This window comes from Orientia tsutsugamushi str. Boryong (assembly GCF_000063545.1).
Taxonomy (GTDB): Bacteria; Pseudomonadota; Alphaproteobacteria; order Rickettsiales; family Rickettsiaceae; genus Orientia; species Orientia tsutsugamushi_C.
In genome coordinates, this window is record NC_009488.1 from 1,643,568 (window position 1) to 1,662,625 (window position 19,058).

General features: G+C 31.0%; 13 protein-coding genes and 4 pseudogenes. 11 read left to right on the plus strand and 6 right to left on the minus strand.

The features are described 5' to 3' along the window. Positions 1-17: 17 nt before the first annotated feature. Positions 18-1,184 (minus strand): reverse transcriptase domain-containing protein, encoded by a 1,167-nt coding sequence (locus OTBS_RS07780; protein ID WP_080571853.1) that lies wholly within the window; start codon positions 1,182-1,184, stop codon positions 18-20. A 464-nt stretch (positions 1,185-1,648) separates the two neighbouring features. Next, a pseudogene (locus tag OTBS_RS13010) lies at positions 1,649-2,196 on the minus strand (transposase family protein); the annotation flags it as partial. 1,178 nt (positions 2,197-3,374) lie between these two features. Here OTBS_RS13010 and OTBS_RS16965 point away from each other — a divergent pair. Both OTBS_RS16965 and OTBS_RS16975 read left to right on the plus strand, forming a co-directional pair. Further along, a complete protein-coding gene (locus OTBS_RS16965; RefSeq protein WP_232488819.1) occupies positions 3,375-3,527 on the plus strand; it encodes a hypothetical protein in 153 nt (50 codons plus the stop codon). Between the two features lie 122 nt (positions 3,528-3,649). After that, entirely contained in the window at positions 3,650-4,660 is a 1,011-nt protein-coding gene (locus tag OTBS_RS16975) for a tyrosine-type recombinase/integrase (protein WP_050897479.1), read from the plus strand. Positions 4,661-4,891: 231 nt separating this feature from the next. Here OTBS_RS16975 and OTBS_RS07790 read toward each other — a convergent pair whose 3' ends face one another. After that, positions 4,892-6,130 carry a tyrosine-type recombinase/integrase gene (locus OTBS_RS07790; RefSeq protein WP_080571893.1) on the minus strand — a complete coding sequence of 413 codons (1,239 nt, stop codon included), beginning with the start codon at positions 6,128-6,130 and terminating at the stop codon, positions 4,892-4,894. Positions 6,131-6,725: 595 nt separating this feature from the next. Here OTBS_RS07790 and sdhC point away from each other — a divergent pair. From sdhC to OTBS_RS10565, 6 genes are all read left to right on the plus strand, one after another. Beyond that, a complete protein-coding gene (gene sdhC / locus OTBS_RS07795) occupies positions 6,726-7,109 on the plus strand; it encodes a succinate dehydrogenase, cytochrome b556 subunit (protein WP_157866433.1) in 384 nt (127 codons plus the stop codon). 30 nt (positions 7,110-7,139) lie between these two features. Beyond that, complete coding sequence (gene sdhD, locus OTBS_RS07800) at positions 7,140-7,529, plus strand: succinate dehydrogenase, hydrophobic membrane anchor protein (protein WP_011945008.1); 390 nt, start codon at positions 7,140-7,142, stop codon at positions 7,527-7,529. 191 nt (positions 7,530-7,720) lie between these two features. Continuing rightward, positions 7,721-9,511 carry a succinate dehydrogenase flavoprotein subunit gene (sdhA, locus tag OTBS_RS07805; protein WP_041621328.1) on the plus strand — a complete coding sequence of 597 codons (1,791 nt, stop codon included), beginning with the start codon at positions 7,721-7,723 and terminating at the stop codon, positions 9,509-9,511. A gap of 34 nt (positions 9,512-9,545) precedes the next feature. Further along, positions 9,546-10,331, plus strand: a complete 786-nt coding sequence (locus OTBS_RS07810) for a succinate dehydrogenase iron-sulfur subunit (RefSeq protein WP_041621533.1) — start codon at positions 9,546-9,548, stop codon at positions 10,329-10,331. Between the two features lie 444 nt (positions 10,332-10,775). Next, a complete protein-coding gene (locus OTBS_RS16985) occupies positions 10,776-11,153 on the plus strand; it encodes a hypothetical protein (protein WP_050897556.1) in 378 nt (125 codons plus the stop codon). 30 nt (positions 11,154-11,183) lie between these two features. Next, complete coding sequence (locus tag OTBS_RS10565; protein ID WP_050897557.1) at positions 11,184-11,420, plus strand: hypothetical protein; 237 nt, start codon at positions 11,184-11,186, stop codon at positions 11,418-11,420. Positions 11,421-11,881: 461 nt separating this feature from the next. On the opposite strand, the pseudogene OTBS_RS14590 reads toward OTBS_RS10565, so the two are convergent. After that, a pseudogene (locus OTBS_RS14590) lies at positions 11,882-11,974 on the minus strand (IS5/IS1182 family transposase); the annotation flags it as partial. 255 nt (positions 11,975-12,229) lie between these two features. Between OTBS_RS14590 and lepB the strand changes: the two are divergent. Next, positions 12,230-12,970, plus strand: coding sequence for a signal peptidase I (gene lepB, locus OTBS_RS07820; protein ID WP_011945011.1), 741 nt, complete (start codon positions 12,230-12,232; stop codon positions 12,968-12,970). A 55-nt stretch (positions 12,971-13,025) separates the two neighbouring features. Beyond that, entirely contained in the window at positions 13,026-13,766 is a 741-nt protein-coding gene (gene rnc, locus OTBS_RS07825; RefSeq protein ID WP_050897558.1) for a ribonuclease III, read from the plus strand. A gap of 222 nt (positions 13,767-13,988) precedes the next feature. Here rnc and OTBS_RS13035 read toward each other — a convergent pair. After that, positions 13,989-14,333: pseudogene (locus tag OTBS_RS13035) on the minus strand (transposase); the annotation flags it as partial. Between the two features lie 60 nt (positions 14,334-14,393). On the opposite strand from OTBS_RS13035, the pseudogene OTBS_RS07835 reads away from it, so the two are divergent. Then, positions 14,394-14,702 (plus strand): annotated as a pseudogene (locus OTBS_RS07835) (HD domain-containing protein); the annotation flags it as partial. Positions 14,703-15,485: 783 nt separating this feature from the next. On the opposite strand, the gene OTBS_RS07840 reads toward OTBS_RS07835, so the two are convergent. Then, on the minus strand, positions 15,486-18,959 hold the full coding sequence (locus tag OTBS_RS07840) for an acyl-[ACP]--phospholipid O-acyltransferase (RefSeq protein ID WP_011945013.1): 3,474 nt from the start codon (positions 18,957-18,959) through the stop codon (positions 15,486-15,488). Positions 18,960-19,058: the final 99 nt, after the last annotated feature.

Consider the following 19,058-nt stretch of genomic DNA (forward strand, 5'->3'; position numbering starts at 1 on the left):
CATGATAGTTGATCCATTCACCTAATAACTCTAATGACTTGTGATAATGTTTGTGTTTTATCTTGCTTGTTTAGCTGACTACGCAAATATTTTCTCAGTCCTTTCAGTTTCTCAGTAAAACGATCTCTCCTTGAGGTATATTTTAGTCTCCATGTTATGCCAAATCTTGATTTTCTCCAATAGCAAGTAAATCCAAGAAAATTATAACTTGCGATCTTCTTGTCTTGTTTGGCTAAATTTGCAGCATGGTCTCTACCAGATTTAATCATTTGTGATTTAGCTTCATTGATATTTAGCCCATACTTATTTAACCTTTTAGGCAAAACATCATAAAACCTTTTCGCATCTGTTTCCTTTTCAAAGACAAATACCATATCGTCGCAGTACCTCACCATTCCTGTTTGTCCCATTAAGTTTTCTTTGCTGATTTTTGCAAACCAGCTATCTATAACATAATGCAGAAAGACATTTGCCAGAATTGGTGAAACTATTGATCCTTGACGACAACCTTCTTTGTTAGTAACTATAGTACCATTTTCTATGATTGGTGTTTCAATCAGTTTCATAACTAGTCTTAGAAATTTCTTGTCAGATATTCTCTTTCTTAGAAATTCCATCAACTCACAATGCTTGATTGTATTGAAACACTTTGTTATATCAATCTCTACTATAGCCCCTTTATTGAAGTTATACGTAAGTCTATTTAACTCCCTTAAAGCGTCGTGTGCATTTAATTTAGGTCGAAATCCATATGAATACTTTAAGAATATTTGCTCAAACACAGAGTTTAGTATCTTGCTTACTGTAGACTCGATTATCTTATCTTCAAAACATGATATTACCAAATGTCTTTTGCCTCCATCTTCTTTTGGAATTTCTGTTATTCGTGCAGGTTTAGCCTGATATTTCCCATTGCAAATTCTAGTAAGAAGCGAGAGCAGATTTGCTTTCAACTTCTTACCATAATCCTCTTTGGTTATACCATCTATTCCTATCGCTTTCTTGCTATCGAGTTCCTTATATTGTTCTTCTAATATCTTTAAATCAATGATATGTCCAAGATTATTAAACTTTATGTCTTGATTTAGATTATTAAACTTTATGTCTTGATTTTTCGATGATAGCAACTTTATACGCTCAAGTTTCGTTAACCATGTATTTCTGTCTATGCTGTGTACAGCCATTGTTTCCCTCTTGCATTCTTACTTTTCTGCTAACCCTTTGCTCCACCCACATTACTAGGTTTCATCACTACTATGGCTAACTCAGCCATCCTTACACCATCTCCAAAGCCTTATGTTTCATCACTTGTACTTTGAATACTTACTTAATTACGTAAGAGTTATAAGGACTTCTCAAGTTGTGTCATTAATCTTTACAAACTCGCTGACGCCTGCGACCCCGGTGGTTGAAAATTTTTGGATTTTTACTAGTTTGACCTCCAATCTTCTTTTGCCTACTATGTGCTAGAACATATCGGCTTCCACTACATCTCACTTTCAGGGCTATCACGTTCACCATTTGGTTTCGGCTCGAATGTTTCACTGTCTACGCTTTACTACTGTCGTTACCTTCAGCAGCACAAGACTCGCTATATGGTGGATCTAGCTTCTCCTTCCATAACTGGACTTTCACCAGTAAGATTAATTCACCTTTTCTTGACGCACAGACCGAATCTTTTACGTCTATTTCGATATTTGTCAGCAATAATTTTGAACTGTTTTAGCATACCGATAACGGTTTCATTCACAACCCTTTCTCCTGCTAATCTAGGATTATTCTTTTTATCATTTTTAGTTAAAGGATTTTTCTTGCTTTTTTTCTTTGGTAATTCAGAATTATTGTGAATTTTTTGTATACCTTGATATCCTGTATCAGTAATCGCTTTAACCTTAGGATGAATAAGAATTTTGGATTCCTTAAATAATCTAAAGTCATGCTTTTTACCGTTAGAAAAATCTGTATATATTACTTAGTGTGTTTGCTTGTCTACCACTATTTGAGTTTTTAGTGTATGTCTTTTCTTCTTTTCTGAATAATAGAATTTTTGTTTTTTTTAGGTCTTTCTATAGGACTCTCAGTAGCATCAATCAAGACTACTTCATAATTCATATCGCTCTTCATTAGAGCTTTACGACCTGGAAGAGCAAAGTTTGGGTGTTTAACTAGGGTGTCTTCTACCCATTTTACAGCTTTTATAACATCAGTTTAGGATAAGAAAAAGTATGAAAGGTATAATACAAAAAGTATACAAGAGATATTATGTAATATCTTTAAATATAGTTTCAATTAATAACAGTTTATTTATTGCTCACATGTCTGTAAATGCAATTTTAGGATAAGAAACAATTAGAAATATGTAATAGACCTCTGTCGAAACTGGTTAAGGTAGTTCAAAACTATTGCTGACAAATATCGAAATAGATGTGAAAGATTCGGTCTGTGCGTCAAGAAAAGGTGAATTAATCTCACTGGTGAAAGTCCAGTTATGGAAGGAGAAGCTAGATCCACCATATAGCGAGTCTTGTGCTGCTGAAGGTAACGACAGTAGTAAAGCGTAGACAGTGAAACATTCGAGCCGAAACCAAATGGTGAACGTGATAGCCCTGAAAGTGAGATGTAGTGGAAGCCGATATGTTCTAGCACATAGTAGGCAAAAGAAGATTGGAGGTCAAACTAGTAAAAATCCAAAAATTTTCAACCACCGGGGTCGCAGGCGTCAGCGAGTTTGTAAAGATTAATGACACAACTTGAGAAGTCCTTATAACTCTTACGTAATTAAGTAAGTATTCAAAGTACAAGTGGTGAAACATAAGGCTTTGGAGATGGTGTAAGGATGGCTGAGTTAGCCATAGTAGTGATGAAATCTAGTAATGTGGGTGGAGCGAAGGGTTAACAGAAAAGTAAGAACGTAAGAGGGAAACAATCATGTACCTTTCATGTTTAAGATGATTTAACTAACTAGAAGAAATAAGTTAGATTAAGAGCTATTATGAGCTTTATAAGCTTTATAAAATCTGCTATGTAGTTTATTCTCGTTTGAGTTGATACATGAATTTAACTGTAGCTGTATTAATATTATTTGTCAATATGACAATAATATCTTGATGTTAATTGCGGAAATATAACGTAAATTTATGTCTAATATTTGGCTAGTTGAAGTGCTAATTTTTAATCCAGCAACTTGAATTTATAGTTGATAAGCTTAGAGTAACCTTCAATTGATAACGTCGCTTAAAAATATTTTTTATTTTTACAAAAGTATTTGCTATTCAATAAAAACCATACTACAGACTATAAGTTTAAGCTAATTTTAAAAATTAATAAGTTATTATTTAATTACTTCAATTTTAAATTAATGAAGGGTGATAAATATGCCAGTAAAAGTATTTAAATTTACACAAGCAGCATTAAATAAAATAAAAGTACCAACCAAAGAAGAAAAAATAATCAAGTTTAGAGATATAACACAAAGGAACTTACTGTTTATAATATCATATACTGGATTTAGAAGACTATATTTATGAATAAACATTAATGGCATGTATTATAAAAAATAAAAATAGGAGATTTTCCAGATCTAACGGTAGCAGAAGCTAGAAAAAAGATACAGCAGTTAAAAAGTGATATTGCTAAAGGAATAAATCCAATGGATGAAAGACGGAAGATAAATAAAGAAAGAAGAGAAAAAAGAGAGAAGAGGCTTAAATTAAAGAATGAACTAACATTCGGACAGGTGCATGTAAAATATACTGAATATAGTAGTCTTTATCATAAAAGTTGGAAAATAATGGCTCAAAGAGTAAAGAGATATCTAGAATCTTTATACAATACAAAGATATCTGAGATTACCAAAGAAGATATTCAGAAGCTTTTTGACGAAAAAACAGCAAAGAAACACTATGTAACAGCAAACAGTATTCTAAAACTGTTAAGCCCTATATTTAATAAGGCTATAGAGTGGGGATTATTAGAAAAGAATCCTGTATGTGGAATAAAAAGGCACAAGCAAGAATCAAGATCTAGATATGTAACAAATGAAGAAATGAGAAGACTTATGGCCGTGCTAAAAGAAAAGGGAAATAGTCAATTAACAGAATCGCAAAAGCGAGCAGAACGATCAGGAAAAATTTTTACATTTATAAGTTTATTCACTGCAGCACGTAAAAGTAATGTATCAGGAATGAGATGGGACGAGATAAGCCTTAGCGAAAAAATATGGTGTATACCAAAAACTAAGAGTAAAAATGGTAAAACTCTATATATAGGGTTAGCTGATAAATTAATAGAAGTATTGCAAACCAGAAAACTATGCTCAAAAAGTGAATGGGTATTGCCAAGTTCAGCAGACAATAGTAAACACATATCAAGTTCAACAATGCATCGAGCATGGGCTAAGATTCGAAAAAAAGCCGGAATACAGAATGTAACAATACATGATCTTAGAAGAACGTTTGCAACTTGGATGAAAAATAATGGTGAAACACTAGATACAATATCTCAAATATTAGGACATAGTAATACTAATATAACTAAAATTTATACTATACATAGTTTAGATAAGGCAACAATTGCTACAAATAAAGTTGTCGAAAATATGCTGAGTATATTCGGTACCAATGTTTGTTTGAACGAGATACTATCTGGAATAGTGCCATAATTAAGTTGCGGAGAAGAAAAATTGACAACAACTTAGCTAAGTAGTTACTCTACATTAGATTTTGTAAATTTTTGAAAATCGCAGTAGCAGAATGAGAAATCTCATTCTGCTACTATAATGTTTAAATTAGCTAAATTATCTTCAAACACAGATTTTACCTGCAATAATTAGTGTTCATATATGCATGTGCGACATGAAATCGCACTATTCTTACCACAACGTTTATATCAGTCAGATAGTATTATAAATATTATAACTTCTAGCACATTCACTAATTATTTGTATAGCCTTAGACATATACTCTCGTACTAACTCCATACAAGCTATAGTATAAGGTATTGTTGAGTTTGGATTAATATGATTCAATGCTATACTAATTGTCCTCTGACTTTCGCCTGCATCCCACATACAACTTGCAAACGTCCTTCTTAGATCGTGTATTCTGAAATTTTTTATGCTTGCCTTTTCACAAATTATCTTCCATGCGGTATTTGGATGCGATAAGTGTCCGCTTTCGCTAGTAGAACTTGGTAGTACCCATTTACTTGTAGATATTAATTTCCTTGCTTGCAATATTTCCATTGCCTCATCTGTTAATGGTATATTTTGCGCCTTTCCGTTCTTAGTTTTTGGTATATGCCATATTTTTCTTTCAAAATCTATATTGTCCCATTCCATCTCTAACACATTACTTTTTCTAGCTCCAGTATATAACGCTAGTAATGCAAAATCTCTTATCAATGGACTTGCTTCTCCGCATAATACTTGTAAAAATCTACCCATTTCATCGTAACTTAGACGTCTCTCTCTTGCTTGCAGTTTATGCTGCTCTATCCCTAGAGTAGGATTGTTTTCTATTAATCCCCATTTTATTGCCTTATTAAATATAGTGCGTAAGGTTGCTAGCAATGCATTTGCTGTGGCATATTTTCCCTCTTTGCTGATATCATTGAATATTGGTTCAATATCACTCATTCGAATCTTGCTTATCTTTTTTTCATATAATGCTTGTGCATAAGTATGTACTCTGTCAGCATTCTCTTTCCAGTTTATAGTATATATTTTGGCATACTCTTCAATATACTTATAACACAGCTCTTTGAATGTAATATCGTTAGCTTTTCTTTCTCTTTCTTTTATACGATTCTCATTTTCTTCTATCTGTTGTTGATGTTTTACTGCTCTTGGATCTATTCCGTTCGCCATTAATGTCTTTAATTCTCTTGCTATTTTTCTAGCTTCTTTAATAGATAAATATGGAAATTCCACTATCCTTATTTTTAAACTCTGGTTTTTATATTTTTGTTCTAAAATCCATGTTTTTCTTACTATTCCTCCACAGACTGTACATGAGATTTTCAGTTTAAGTCCTATTATATCTGGATCGTGGATAATTAATAATTTTTCTCCCTTAGGAATTTTAATTTTACGTAGTGCTCGATTTATAAACTTTGATGATATTGAAGTCATAATCACCCCACATAATAATATTAATGTATATATTATTATGTGGGGTGATTATGACTTCAATATCATCAAAGTTTATAAATCGAGCACTACGTAAAATTAAAATTCCAAATAAAAAAACCACGAATCTATAGTGATAAAGTTGTACAGTGGCTTCGTGGAAGAAAATCACATAGTGGAAGAGTAACACTTTATGTAGAACAAAAATTTAAAAACCAGAGTTTAAAAATAAAGATAGTAGTATTTCCAAATTTATCTATTAAAGAAGCTAGGTACTTACCTAAAATTCATGCTATTAGCCTAAGGCCATGCACTGTATACTAGCTTTTTTGCTATTGCTATAACTTTTATTCTATGCCTTTGCGTCTTTTTTCTTATCCTAACCTGATATTAATTAATATTGAAATTATAAAAAGTTTGTATATTTTTAATAAAAAACCTTAAATATTTCAAAGCTTTATAAGTTTTAGGGGTATTTTAGTATTATTGGCTATAAAATATAGTTAAGATACAGTATGTATACTGTAATGCAGGTTGTAGTAGTAGTTAAAGTGTACCTTTTATTATTAGTAATACTAACAAGTTTAATGGCATAAAATTGAATAAATTTAATAATTCACATACTCGTCCTATGTCACCACACATTACGATTTATCGTATGCAAATGAGTATGATATTATCAATTTTGCATCGCTTGAGTGGAATGGCAGTTTTTGGTGGAGCTAGCATTATTACTTGGTGGTTAATTCTATGTGTATATAGTGATTTTGATAGGATTGTTGTTGATATATTCTATAACTTATGGTTTCAAGCATTAATATATCTAACTATATTTACTACTTGCTTTCATCTATGCACAGGTATTCGACATTTAATATGGGATACTGGATATGGTTTTTCTATTAAATACATTAATATTTCAGGTTGGATAGCAGTTGCTTTATCTATAATTGTATTCTATATGTGTATTAATAATTTTTAATTTTAGTTTTCAGTGAATCAATGAATTAAAATGAAAGCACAAAATTTACAAAACAGTTTAAATACAATTAAGAGTCTAAGTACTGATAAGTATTGTGTGCAACATTGGCGGTATCAGAGACTTAGTGCTATATTAATGTTGCCATTATTAGTATGGCTAGTATTCTTTGGTAAGGCAATAGTTCAAAAATCTCCAGTAGAGCTAGTAGAGCTAGTAAAGTATCCTTACAATGTATTAATGATTATTTTATTATTGATTACAATGTTTTTCCATGCTGCAATAGGACTAAAAGTCATAATAGAAGATTATGTCAATAATCTTGCAGTAAGATATTTATTGATTGTTTTAGTACAATGTTTTACCTTTGTAACTGTAGTTGCAGGAATCATATCTATAATATTATTATGTATTAATTATTAAAATAATGTTATCTGTTTAACAAGATATGAATCTATAATAAGGTTTGATAACTATGCTGGGCATATTAGTTAGAAAAAATTCAATTTTAAAATAATAGTAACAAGTTAAGTTAATACACCAATAAAAGAAATACAGACTTTAAATAGTATATGATGTTTGCAAAATTTGATGTTAATTTAATTTTAAAATAAATTGTGAAGGCTTATAAAATTATAAATCATGAATTTGATGTTGTAGTAGTTGGAGCTGGTGGAGCAGGACTAAGGGCTATAGTTGGTATGGCTGAAGCTGGTCTCCGTGCTGCTTGTATTACCAAATTGTTTCCTACTCGTAGTCATACTGTTGCAGCTCAAGGTGGTATTAGTGCTGCACTAGGTAATATACAACCAGATAAATGGCAATGGCATGCTTATGATACTATTAAGGGATCGGATTGGCTTGGAGATCAAGATGCAATTGCTTATATGTGCAGAGAAGCCCCAGCTGCTATTATTGAATTAGAGCATTATGGAGTTCCATTTTCACGTACAGCAGATGGAAAAATTTATCAAAGACATTTTGGAGGTATGACAACTGAGTTTGGAGATGGTGCAGCTGCTATGCGAACCTGCGCAGCAGCTGATAGAACTGGTCATGCTATGTTACATACTTTATATCAGCAAGCGTTGAAACATAAAGCTAAATTTTTCATTGAGTATATAGCTCTTGATTTAATTATGGATAATGGAGCTTGTAATGGGATAGTCGCTTGGAACCTTGACGATGGTACTATTCATTGCTTTAGATCACATATAGTAGTCTTAGCAACTGGAGGGTATGGAAGAGCTTATTTTTCAGCAACATCAGCTCACAGTTGTACTGGTGATGGAAATGCTATGTGCGCTAGAGCTGGCATAGCTTTACAAGATATGGAATTTGTTCAATTTCATCCTACAGGAATTTATGGCGCAGGATGTTTAATCACTGAAGGAGCCAGAGGAGAAGGTGGGTACTTAGTTAACTCAGAAGGTGAGCGTTTCATGGAAAGATACGCCCCATCAGCCAAAGATCTTGCTTCACGAGATGTAGTTGCCAGGGCCATGACTATGGAAATCAATGCTGGCCGCGGGGTAGGTATATATAAAGATCATATATTTTTGCATTTAAATCATCTTGATAGCAAAACGATACAGCAAAGGTTACCTGGAATATCTGAAACTGCAATGATCTTTGCTGGAGTTGATGTTACAAAGCAGCCTATACCAGTAATTCCAACTGTACATTATAATATGGGTGGTATACCAACCAATTATCATGGCCAAGTAGTAACTAAAACAGAAAATGGTGATATGGAAATAGTACCTGGATTAATGGCTATTGGAGAAGCTGCTTGCGTATCAGTTCATGGGGCTAATAGACTAGGATCTAACTCTCTACTTGATCTAATAATCTTTGGTCGAGCTGCAGCCAATAAAGCAAAAGAAATTATTACTACATCAACAAAACATCAACCATTAGGCAATAACATTTTTGATGCTATTATAGAAAGATTTGACCAAACAAGGTTTTTAAATGGTAATATGCCAATTGCTGAGTTAAGATTAACTATGCAACGTGCTATGCAAAACTATGCTGGAGTATTTCGTAGCTATGATAAGTTAACAGAAGGTATGAAAATAATAAAACAAAATTTTAATTCTAGAACAGATATTAAATTAACAGATCATTCACTAATTTGGAACACTGATTTAGTTGAGGCAATTGAATTACAAAATTTATTATATCAAGCTGCAATAACTATGTTTTGTGCTGCTAATCGTCAAGAAAGCCGAGGAGCCCATGCTCGAGAAGATTATCCTAATAGAGATGATGATAATTGGCTCAAACATACATTAGCCACAATTGATGAAGAAGGAAACGTAGATATAGATTATAGAGACGTAGTATTAGATCCAAAAAATGATGAAATGATGTCTATAGTTCCTAAAAAGCGAGTATATTAACTAGTGATTAGCAAGTAATAAATGAGTCATGCAAATGGTAGAATTTAGATTACCACCAAATTCAAAAGTTAAAGTAGGTAAGCGCTATGTTGCTAAAGACAGCGTTAAGCGAGTAAAAAGAGTAAGTGTTTATCGTTATAGTCCTGATACTGGCGATAATCCTCGTATAGATATCTTTGAAATTGATATGGAAAATTGCGGACCTATGGTGCTTGATGCATTAATTAAAATTAAAAATGAGATTGATCCTACATTGACTTTTAGAAGATCGTGTCGTGAAGGCATTTGTGGCAGCTGTTCAATGAATATTAATGGTACTAATGGGTTAGCTTGTATTAAGGCTATAAATGATATTAAAGGTGATGTTATAATATATCCATTACCGCATATGAGTGTAATAAAGGACTTAGTATCTGATATGACACATTTTTATGCTCAATATCAATCGATAGAGCCTTGGTTAAAAGCAGAAACTATAGATATAACTAGCGGTGAGAGACTACAAACTCCAGAAGATAGGGATAAGTTAGATGGTCTATATGAATGTATATTATGCGCTTGTTGTTCTACAGCTTGTCCAAGTTATTGGTGGAATGCGGACAAATATCTAGGACCTGCAGTATTGTTGCAAGCATACCGTTGGATTATCGATTCTAGGGATGAATATGCATCAGAAAGGCTAGATCAACTTGAAGACTCTTTTAAGCTGTATAGATGTCATACTATTATGAATTGTACAAAAACTTGCCCAAAAGGATTAAACCCTGCAAAGGCAATTAGCGAAATTAAGAAAAAAATGTTTGAACGGCATGGAGTATAGAAAGAAATACTTATAATAGAACAGAACTACTGTGGAAATAGATTTGTGCCACAAATATATATGTTGTTGGCTGTGCACGATGCAAGATTATGTATATAATTTTTGACTATGAATGGATGTTGGACATGAGGTTTCTCAAAGAGAGGCTGCAGAGATGTAGCAAGGTTGCATTTGAATCTTAGTTACAGTTATTGCGGCATGCAGTTGGTAAAGGTCTTGTACTAAGCGCGATAAAAAATCTAAATAGGCATATCAAGCGCAACTATTTTATCATCGATTTGGGCTGTAGCAAGAGGGAATATAAAGCTTGCTGGAGTCATAGTAGCAATTGGTGTTATTTTAGGCTTTTACCTAGATTGGATTGCTGGTGATATGAAGATAAATTAGTACTCAATCAATTTATTGATAAGGTAGAAACATCAATGTTCAAAAAGCTGAGGAATAGTGCAACATTACAATTCAGACAATGAGAATACAAAAGAAAAAGATTTAGAGCTAAATGACAAAGCAAAAGCTGAATCTGTTAGGTCTAATAGCAAGTTATCAGAATTAACAAATATCATTCGTAGAAAGCCAGTAATTGCCTTAACTTTTATAAGCATAACAATAATGGTTGTTTCATATTTTTTATCTGAAAGTGGAAAAAGTAAAGAATCTATAACTTTTACTGAAAATCGTGAATCAAGAGAAGCGATTTCTGGAGTAGAACAAGCTGTAGACTTGAGAGCAAAATGGACAGATGAAATACTTAGTGAAGTCAAAACATTAAAAGATAGATTAGAAAGTGTAATAGAAAGCAGATATTTAGAAACTACAGCCTAAATTAATAATTTTAACCAAAAACTTGAGATATTGGAGAATCAGCCTAAGCAACCTCTATATAATAATGATAGTGATAAGTTCGATTCTGATCTTAATCATCATATTTCAAATTCACCACATGATAATAAAACAAAGCAAGCTCATGTAGTAGTAGTACAATCATTTGTCAATCTTAGGAGAGCTGAATCTGAGATAAAAAAAATGTTGAGAACTATGTTACTAGCGGTAGTTCTGCTAGAGCTGTATCACTCATTGGAGTTGTTGTAGGTACTGGAACAGCCTTTCATCACCATAGCCAATTGTTCTGCAGTTAGTTGATACTTCTTATTCTTTATGATGAATACAAAACTGATCAAATCAAAAAAGCAATTTTAATTGAATCTTTGTATGATAAAAATAAGTGAAATTGCAATAAAATAAAAATTATAGCAATAACACAAAAGAAAGCTAGCATATATTAAGCTAAGGCTAATAGCATGGTAGATATGTAACTAGCTTTTTTAAACTGGAGAGTATTCTTAGGCTAAAAAGCCTGTATTTACAAGGCTAGTTTTGAGATATTAAGTTTAACATAATATTTGCTAAACAAGCAAGAAGTATAGTTTGTGTTATTGATGCAAGTAATGCAGCTTTATAGAGAAGATCTTTGTTATTTTTTACCATTGATTAGTTGTTCAATTTCTTTAATTTTCTTTTCAAGGAATTCAATAGACCTCTTTCGAAACTGGTTAAGGTAGTTCAAAATTATAAATGCCAGAGATCAAATTAAATCTAAGACCGAATCTTTTACGTCTATTTCGATATTTATTCAGCAATAATTTTGAACTACCTTAACCAGTTTCGAAAGAGCCCTATTCTTTAAGGCAGTTATAACTTCTGCAAGAATTCATATGTCATGCAAAAGATATAATGCAATTATACTACTAAAAAATTGATAAAACTTTGATTGTGTTAGAATTATTCAGGTTTTGATCGTGATTTATTTTTTTGCTTTAAAAGTAATTATTTTTTGTGTTTTTGTAGACGTGCTTGCAGTATTAGTTTAGATTTATAGTATTTATTATCTAGTATAATTTATGTCAGAAGTTAGGTCCTTTCTTAAAGAATTTAGTGTATTAATGATGATAGTAGTTTTAGTCAGAGTAACAGTTTTTGATTTAAACTATATTCCTACTCCTTCTATGGCTACTAATTTATTACCTGGTGATTATATTATTGCAACCAAATATAGTTATGGATACAGTAAATATTCCATACCATTTAATTTACCAATTTTTGAAGGTAAGATTTTTGCTTCGAAACCTGAACGTGGTGATGTAATAGTGTTTCAACCACCCCATGATCCATTATCTGAGAAATATATTAAAAGGTTAATTGGATTGCCTGGTGACACTATTAAAATTATAGACGGGCAGCAAGTTTTTATTAATGATATTCCACTTAATAGAGAATATATTGGCAAATATGTAAATGAAAAAGGAGTAGAATATGACCAGTACTTTGAAACATTACCTAATAATGTTAAATATTTAACTCAATTTATAGCAAAAAAACATCGCGAAATACGGCATATTTCTGTTTTTCATGTACCAGAGAATCATTATTTTTTTCTAGGTGATAATAGAGATAACTCAGCAGATAGTAGATTTGATATAGGTTATGTACATCTTAACAACTTAGTTTCCAAAGCTAGATTTATTTGGTTCTCAGCAGCAAAAGAAATTTGGTCAGAGAGCAATAATATTTTGCATGCAGTATTAAACGTAATACCTTGGATTAAATCAATAAGGTATAATAGGTTATTGAAAAAAATATAATAAAGTACATTTTGACAAATATAATTAATATTTAATATAAATGCTAGTCAATAACATGAGAGATACTAATAATGAACGCAATAAACTATATAAAGTTGATTATACTAAACTAGATGCCTTACAGTCTGAAATTGGCTATAATTTTAATAGTATTGATTTATTAATTGAAGCATTAACTCATCCTTCTATTAATCAATATGGATATACTAAAAATTATCAAAGGTTGGAGTTCTTAGGTGATGTAATACTTAATCTTGTAATCTCAGAAACGTTATTTAAAAATTTTAGTCACTATAACGAAGGGAAATTAGCTAAAAGTAGAGCTTTTTTAGTATGCAATGAGTCAATTTGCTTAATTGCTCAGAAAATTAATTTGCATAAATATATCATAATGACTGCAAATGAGGAAAAATGCGGAGGAAGAAGTAATAAAAACAATATTGAAAATACAATGGAAGCCGTTATTGGCGCTGTTTATCTAGATGGTGGTATTCACGTTATAAAAGACATTGTAAATTCGTTATGGAAGGTATTAATCAAAGATCATGAATTATATTTAATTGCTGATCCAAAAAGCGCTTTACAAGAATGGTCTCAAAGTAAAAATTTTGGTATTCCAACTTATACACTGTCATCTAAAACTGGACAGTCTCATAGCCCTTTATTTGAAGTGATGGTTAAAGTTGGAAGATTAGAACCTCAATATGGTAAAGGTACAACAATTAAAACAGCTCAAAAAAACGCAGCCCAACTTATGTTATCCACTGTTTTAGCAAATTCAAAACTTGAAGCATAGCCTTGTATGTTGAAAATATGTGAAATTGCAATAAAATAAAAGTTATATCAATAGTACAAAAGAAAGCTAGTATACAGTATTAATCTTAAGTCTAATAGCCTGAATTTTAGATAAGTACCTAGCTTTTTTGAAAACTTAAAAAACTGACGGTATTCTTAGGCTACAAAGCATGTATTTACAAGGTTGGTTTCAAGTATATTTAACTAATTTTAACATAAAATTAGTTAAAGGATTTTTCTTGCTTTTTTTCTTTGGTAATTCAGAATTATTGTGAATTTTTTGTATACCTTGATATCCTGTATCAGTAATCACTTTAACCTTAGGCTGGATAAGAATTTTGGATTTCTTAAATAATCTAAAGTCATGTTTTTTACCGTTAGAAAATCTGTACATATTACTTGGTGGGTTTTCTTGTCTACCACTATTTGAGTTTTTAGTGTATGTCTTTTCTTCTTTCCTGAATAATAGAATTTTTATTTTTTTATGTCTTTCTATAGGAGTCTCAGTAGCATCAATCAAGACTACTTCATAATTTATATCACTCTTCATTAGAGCTTTACGACCTGGAGAGTATACAAAAAGTTTAAATTATGGTATAATTTATTAATAACCATTTAGAGATGGAAAATGATAGATTTTTATAGTGAGAGCTTAATAAATAAGCTGTTCAGAACCAACATAAGATTTAACACCCAAATTGATCTTGATAGAGTTGAAAAAGCAATATTTTATGCTAAAAAATATCATGGTCAGCAAAAGAGAGATACTGGAGAACTATACTACACACATCCATTAGAAGTAGCTCACATGGTCTCAGACCACAGCTTGAAACAGATACGATTTATTATTGCAATACTACATGATACACTTGAAGACACAAAATTAACTAAAAAAAGAATAAGTTACGAATTTGGTAAAAATTCAGCAAAAAAAATTAAATGATTTTTAAAATCTCTGTTTCAACTATAGATTATAGCAGCATTGCAATTTTAAGTTTTAGTTGAAAAATCGCGAATTAATACTCATTTAGGGTGTATTTGCGCTGTATATGTTCTGATTTTTTGTAAAATATGTATACTTGCATTGACAAAAAATATAAATTCAACTACTGTTAAATTAACGGTAGATTAAACATTAATAGTAGGTTTCATATACTTTACAGATAATAGAACATTATTTTTTGATGCTATGTATTAACTCACTTTTTGTAAAAAGTATTAGTCATATATTCTGTTGGTTGTAAAGTTATTTTTCTGCTACCTTATTTTCTAGATTTCAATCTGATAGAAAAGTTTTAGACTAATATGAAGATGTGGATTAGAAATCAAATTACTCAATTTGGTAAATTTTATGAATCTATTATCACCTTTTTCTATGCTCAAACCTCATTGTAGTAGATAATTTAATTTTAAAAGGTTTATCGAACCATAATTATTATAGTTCAATTGCTACATTTCAATTTAGAAAAGATTTTACTAGTAGTGACTTCAGATAGCTACTAAGCTTTTTTATATAGTACCAATGAAAAATTGTTAATCAAAGTAAATTATGATTTGGTTACAAAATTTTATCAAAAAAATTTCTTAACAAATTTTTTGTTTCGCTATGTGAATAATCTTTACACTTTCTCTCACTGTGCTGTCTAACATATGCATATTGTACCTACACCTTATTATAAAAAAACTCACAAATGCAAGTGATAGTAGTGATTTTGAAAAATTATTTAATGCTATTTTCTTCTGATTTTTTAGTTTGAGCAAACAATAAATCTTTTACAATTGTGCTAACAGAAACATAATCTGCCTTACCAGTAGCAAAATATGGAATTTCTGAAATATGAATAATATGCTTTGGAATATATAGCTTACTCAAGCCAGCAGTAAGTACATGTTTTGTAAATTGGTCTTGTGTAACTATACTGCTATCAGTACATAATATAACCTGCTCTCCTTTACATTCATCCTCAATATAAACTGCTGCATTCTTACTATTAATATCAATAGCACTAGCAATATCTTCAATTACTACAAGTGAAACCATTTCTCCTGCAATTTTTGCAAATCTTCTGACTCTACCTTTGATTGTAATATATCCTTCATCGTCAATTGTGACTATATCTCCAGTATCATACCACCTATCACCTAACCCATCAACTCTTGGCGGAACAATCACTCCTGGATTACTTGGCAAAATATACCCAAGCATAATATTAGGGCCTTTAAGACACAATTTTCCTCCATCACTAATTCCTTCAACTTCTAATACTTTATATTTCAGAGCAGGCATTATTCTTCCTACTGTATCAGGTTTATCATGCATTGGAGTATTGGCGCTAATTACTGGCGAAGCTTCAGTTGCACCATAACCTTCAAAAATTCTAATTCCATGTTTTTTAAACCATAATTCTCTAGTTTCATGCCTTAACTTCTCAGCTCCTGCAAATATTCTTCTTAAAGAATAAAAATCATATGGATGAGCATACTTAGCATAATTATTTAAAAAAGTGCTTGTACTAAACATAATAGTTGCCCCAACATCATAAATCATTTCAGGAATTGCTCTATAATCTAGTGGCGATGGATAAAGAAAAGTTCTTACTCCACTAAGCATCATTAGTATAGTTCCTGATAACCCAAATGTGTGAAACATTGGTAATGCATTAAAGGCTATATCTGAAGTTGATAAATCCATAACAGCTGCTACTTGATTTTTATTAGCTAATAAGTTGTTGTGTGATAATACTACTGCCTTAGGAGATTGCTCTGTTCCAGCAGTAAACAATGCTACTGCTCTCGAATTACCGTCATTATTTTTATTAATGATATTATAATAAGCTCTAGGAAAAAATCCTGCCAACCAACCTGTAATCTTAGTTGAAAGATTTAAGTTTTCTCTTAAATCTTCTAAGTATATTATCCTAAAAAATTTGTTTAACTGATAATTTAGCTCATGTAATCTAGCTTTCTCAATAAATAACCTTGAAGTGCAAATAATATTTATACCAACTGTGCGGCATGAAGAAATAATGCTTTTTATTCCTAGAGTAAAATTTATCATAGTTGGTATAAAATTATACGCCATACAAGCAAATAGAGTTACTGTAGCAGCAGCGCTATTTGGTAGCATGATTCCAATATAATTACCTGGACTAATAACCTTACTAAGCAATCTACCTAATACAAACGATCGGACTAAGCATTGTCTATAAGTTAAACTGTTATTAGCAACATCTTGCAAAATTAATTTATTTTGTCCATAACGCCTTGATGCATCAATTATAGACTGAAAGATAGTTTGATTGTAATCAGAACTCCTAAAAATCATCTCAGTCATTATATCATATAATTTGTGACTAATATATTTTCTGCGCTCAGAAAAATCGAGTTCAGGTAATGGTCTGATGCGCACAGGAGGTAATACAGTAATTTTCACTTTAGGAAATATTGTAGTTTTAGGACGATTTTCCAATTTCGAGAAAACAGTATATTGTAAACCATCAATACGAATAGGTAAAATTACAGCCTTAGATTTATCAGCAATCATACCTGGCCCCTCATATATTTTCATTAAAGAGCCGGTAATGCTAATTCTTCCTTCAGGAAATATTACAATTTTGCGATTTTTTTTCACTTCAGCTATTAAAGATTTAGTAGCACTTGCATTGCTAGTATCAATAGGATAAGCTTTAACTACTGTTAAAAAAGGTCTAACCCAAAACTTTTGAGCAACATGAGTATTAATAGCAAAAATTAATTTTCCAGGCAAATAAACAGTTAATAATGCAGAATCTAAGTAAGAAATATGGTTAGCAACAATTACTGCTCTTTTACCTGCATTAATGAAATTTTGCAGACCATGAATTTCAACTCTGTAAAACTTATCAAAAAAAAATCTAAATATAGCCCTTAATATAACAAAAGGAACAATTTTAACTGAAGGCAAAAATTGATAAATATATCCCGCAACTACAAGATTTAATAAACTAATAAATAGTATTATAAAAGGTATAGAACATTCTAGCTTAAACAATATAGAAAGAATAATTGTAGAAATAATCATAAAAATTGAATTAATAAGATTATTAGCTGCAACTACTCTTGATCTATAACTAGGAGCTGTAAAATACTGCATCACTGCATAAAGTGGAACTACATATAGTCCTCCAATTATCGAAATAGCTAACAAATCAAATAATATTCGCCAATTGTAACTTTTAGACAAAAAGAAAATTATGCTTTTAAGTTGATCTGGCTCTGAATCAACAGCGCTAAGTATTTTGCTCGTAAAAAACAGATCAATTCCAAAAATGCTAATTCCTATAGCAGCAATGAAAACGTATTCTGCAGTAATTTCATTGTCCAGCAGTTTATTACATCCAAATGAACCAATAGCAATGCCAATAGAAAACACTGCTAAAAAAAGATTTGCAACATTTTCATCAGCTCCAAGAGTATCCTTAGCTAATAATGGTATTTGTGATAAAAAAACAGCTCCAATAAACCAAAACCATGATATTCCTAATATTGACAAAAAAACATTCTTTTTACTAACTGAATATTTAACAATACTAAAAATCTCATACAATACATTATAATTTATTTTTAGTGATAAGTCATAATTACGAGACTTAGGTATAAAAAAGCTTGTAACTAACCCTCCAACTGCTATTATTCCCATCAGTAAAATAACAATTACAGGGCTAATAATATAAATTCCACCTAAAATATTTCCAAGTAATATAGCAAAAAAAGTACCAGCTTCAACATAACCGTTAGCTCCTAATAGTTCATCTTTACCAAGCTGATCAGATAACATACTATATTTTAATGGCCCAAAAAATACTGAATGCACTCCCATTAAACCTATTGCAGCTAGTAATATCATGAAATTATTAATATAAAAGCCATATATTGCTAATGTCACAATAGCAATTTCCGATGTTTTTATAATGCTAATTAAGCGAGATTTTTCAAATTTATCTGCAATCTGACCAGCAATACCTGCGAAAATAATAAATGGCAAAATGAATATTGCGTTTACCATTAGTAACATATTAGCATCTGCTAATTTATATACAATCAAAATTACTAATGCGCTTTTTAATATGTTATCATTTAAGCAACCGCAAAACTGAGTAATAAACAGAGGCATAAACCGTCTATCTTTAAATAGATACAGCTTATTATTATTCATAATCACTCCTCATATTAATTTCAGATCTTAACTTTTTAGATGAAATTAAGTCTAAACAATCAATTCATTTACAATAGGTTAAATAATGCCTATTCTTAT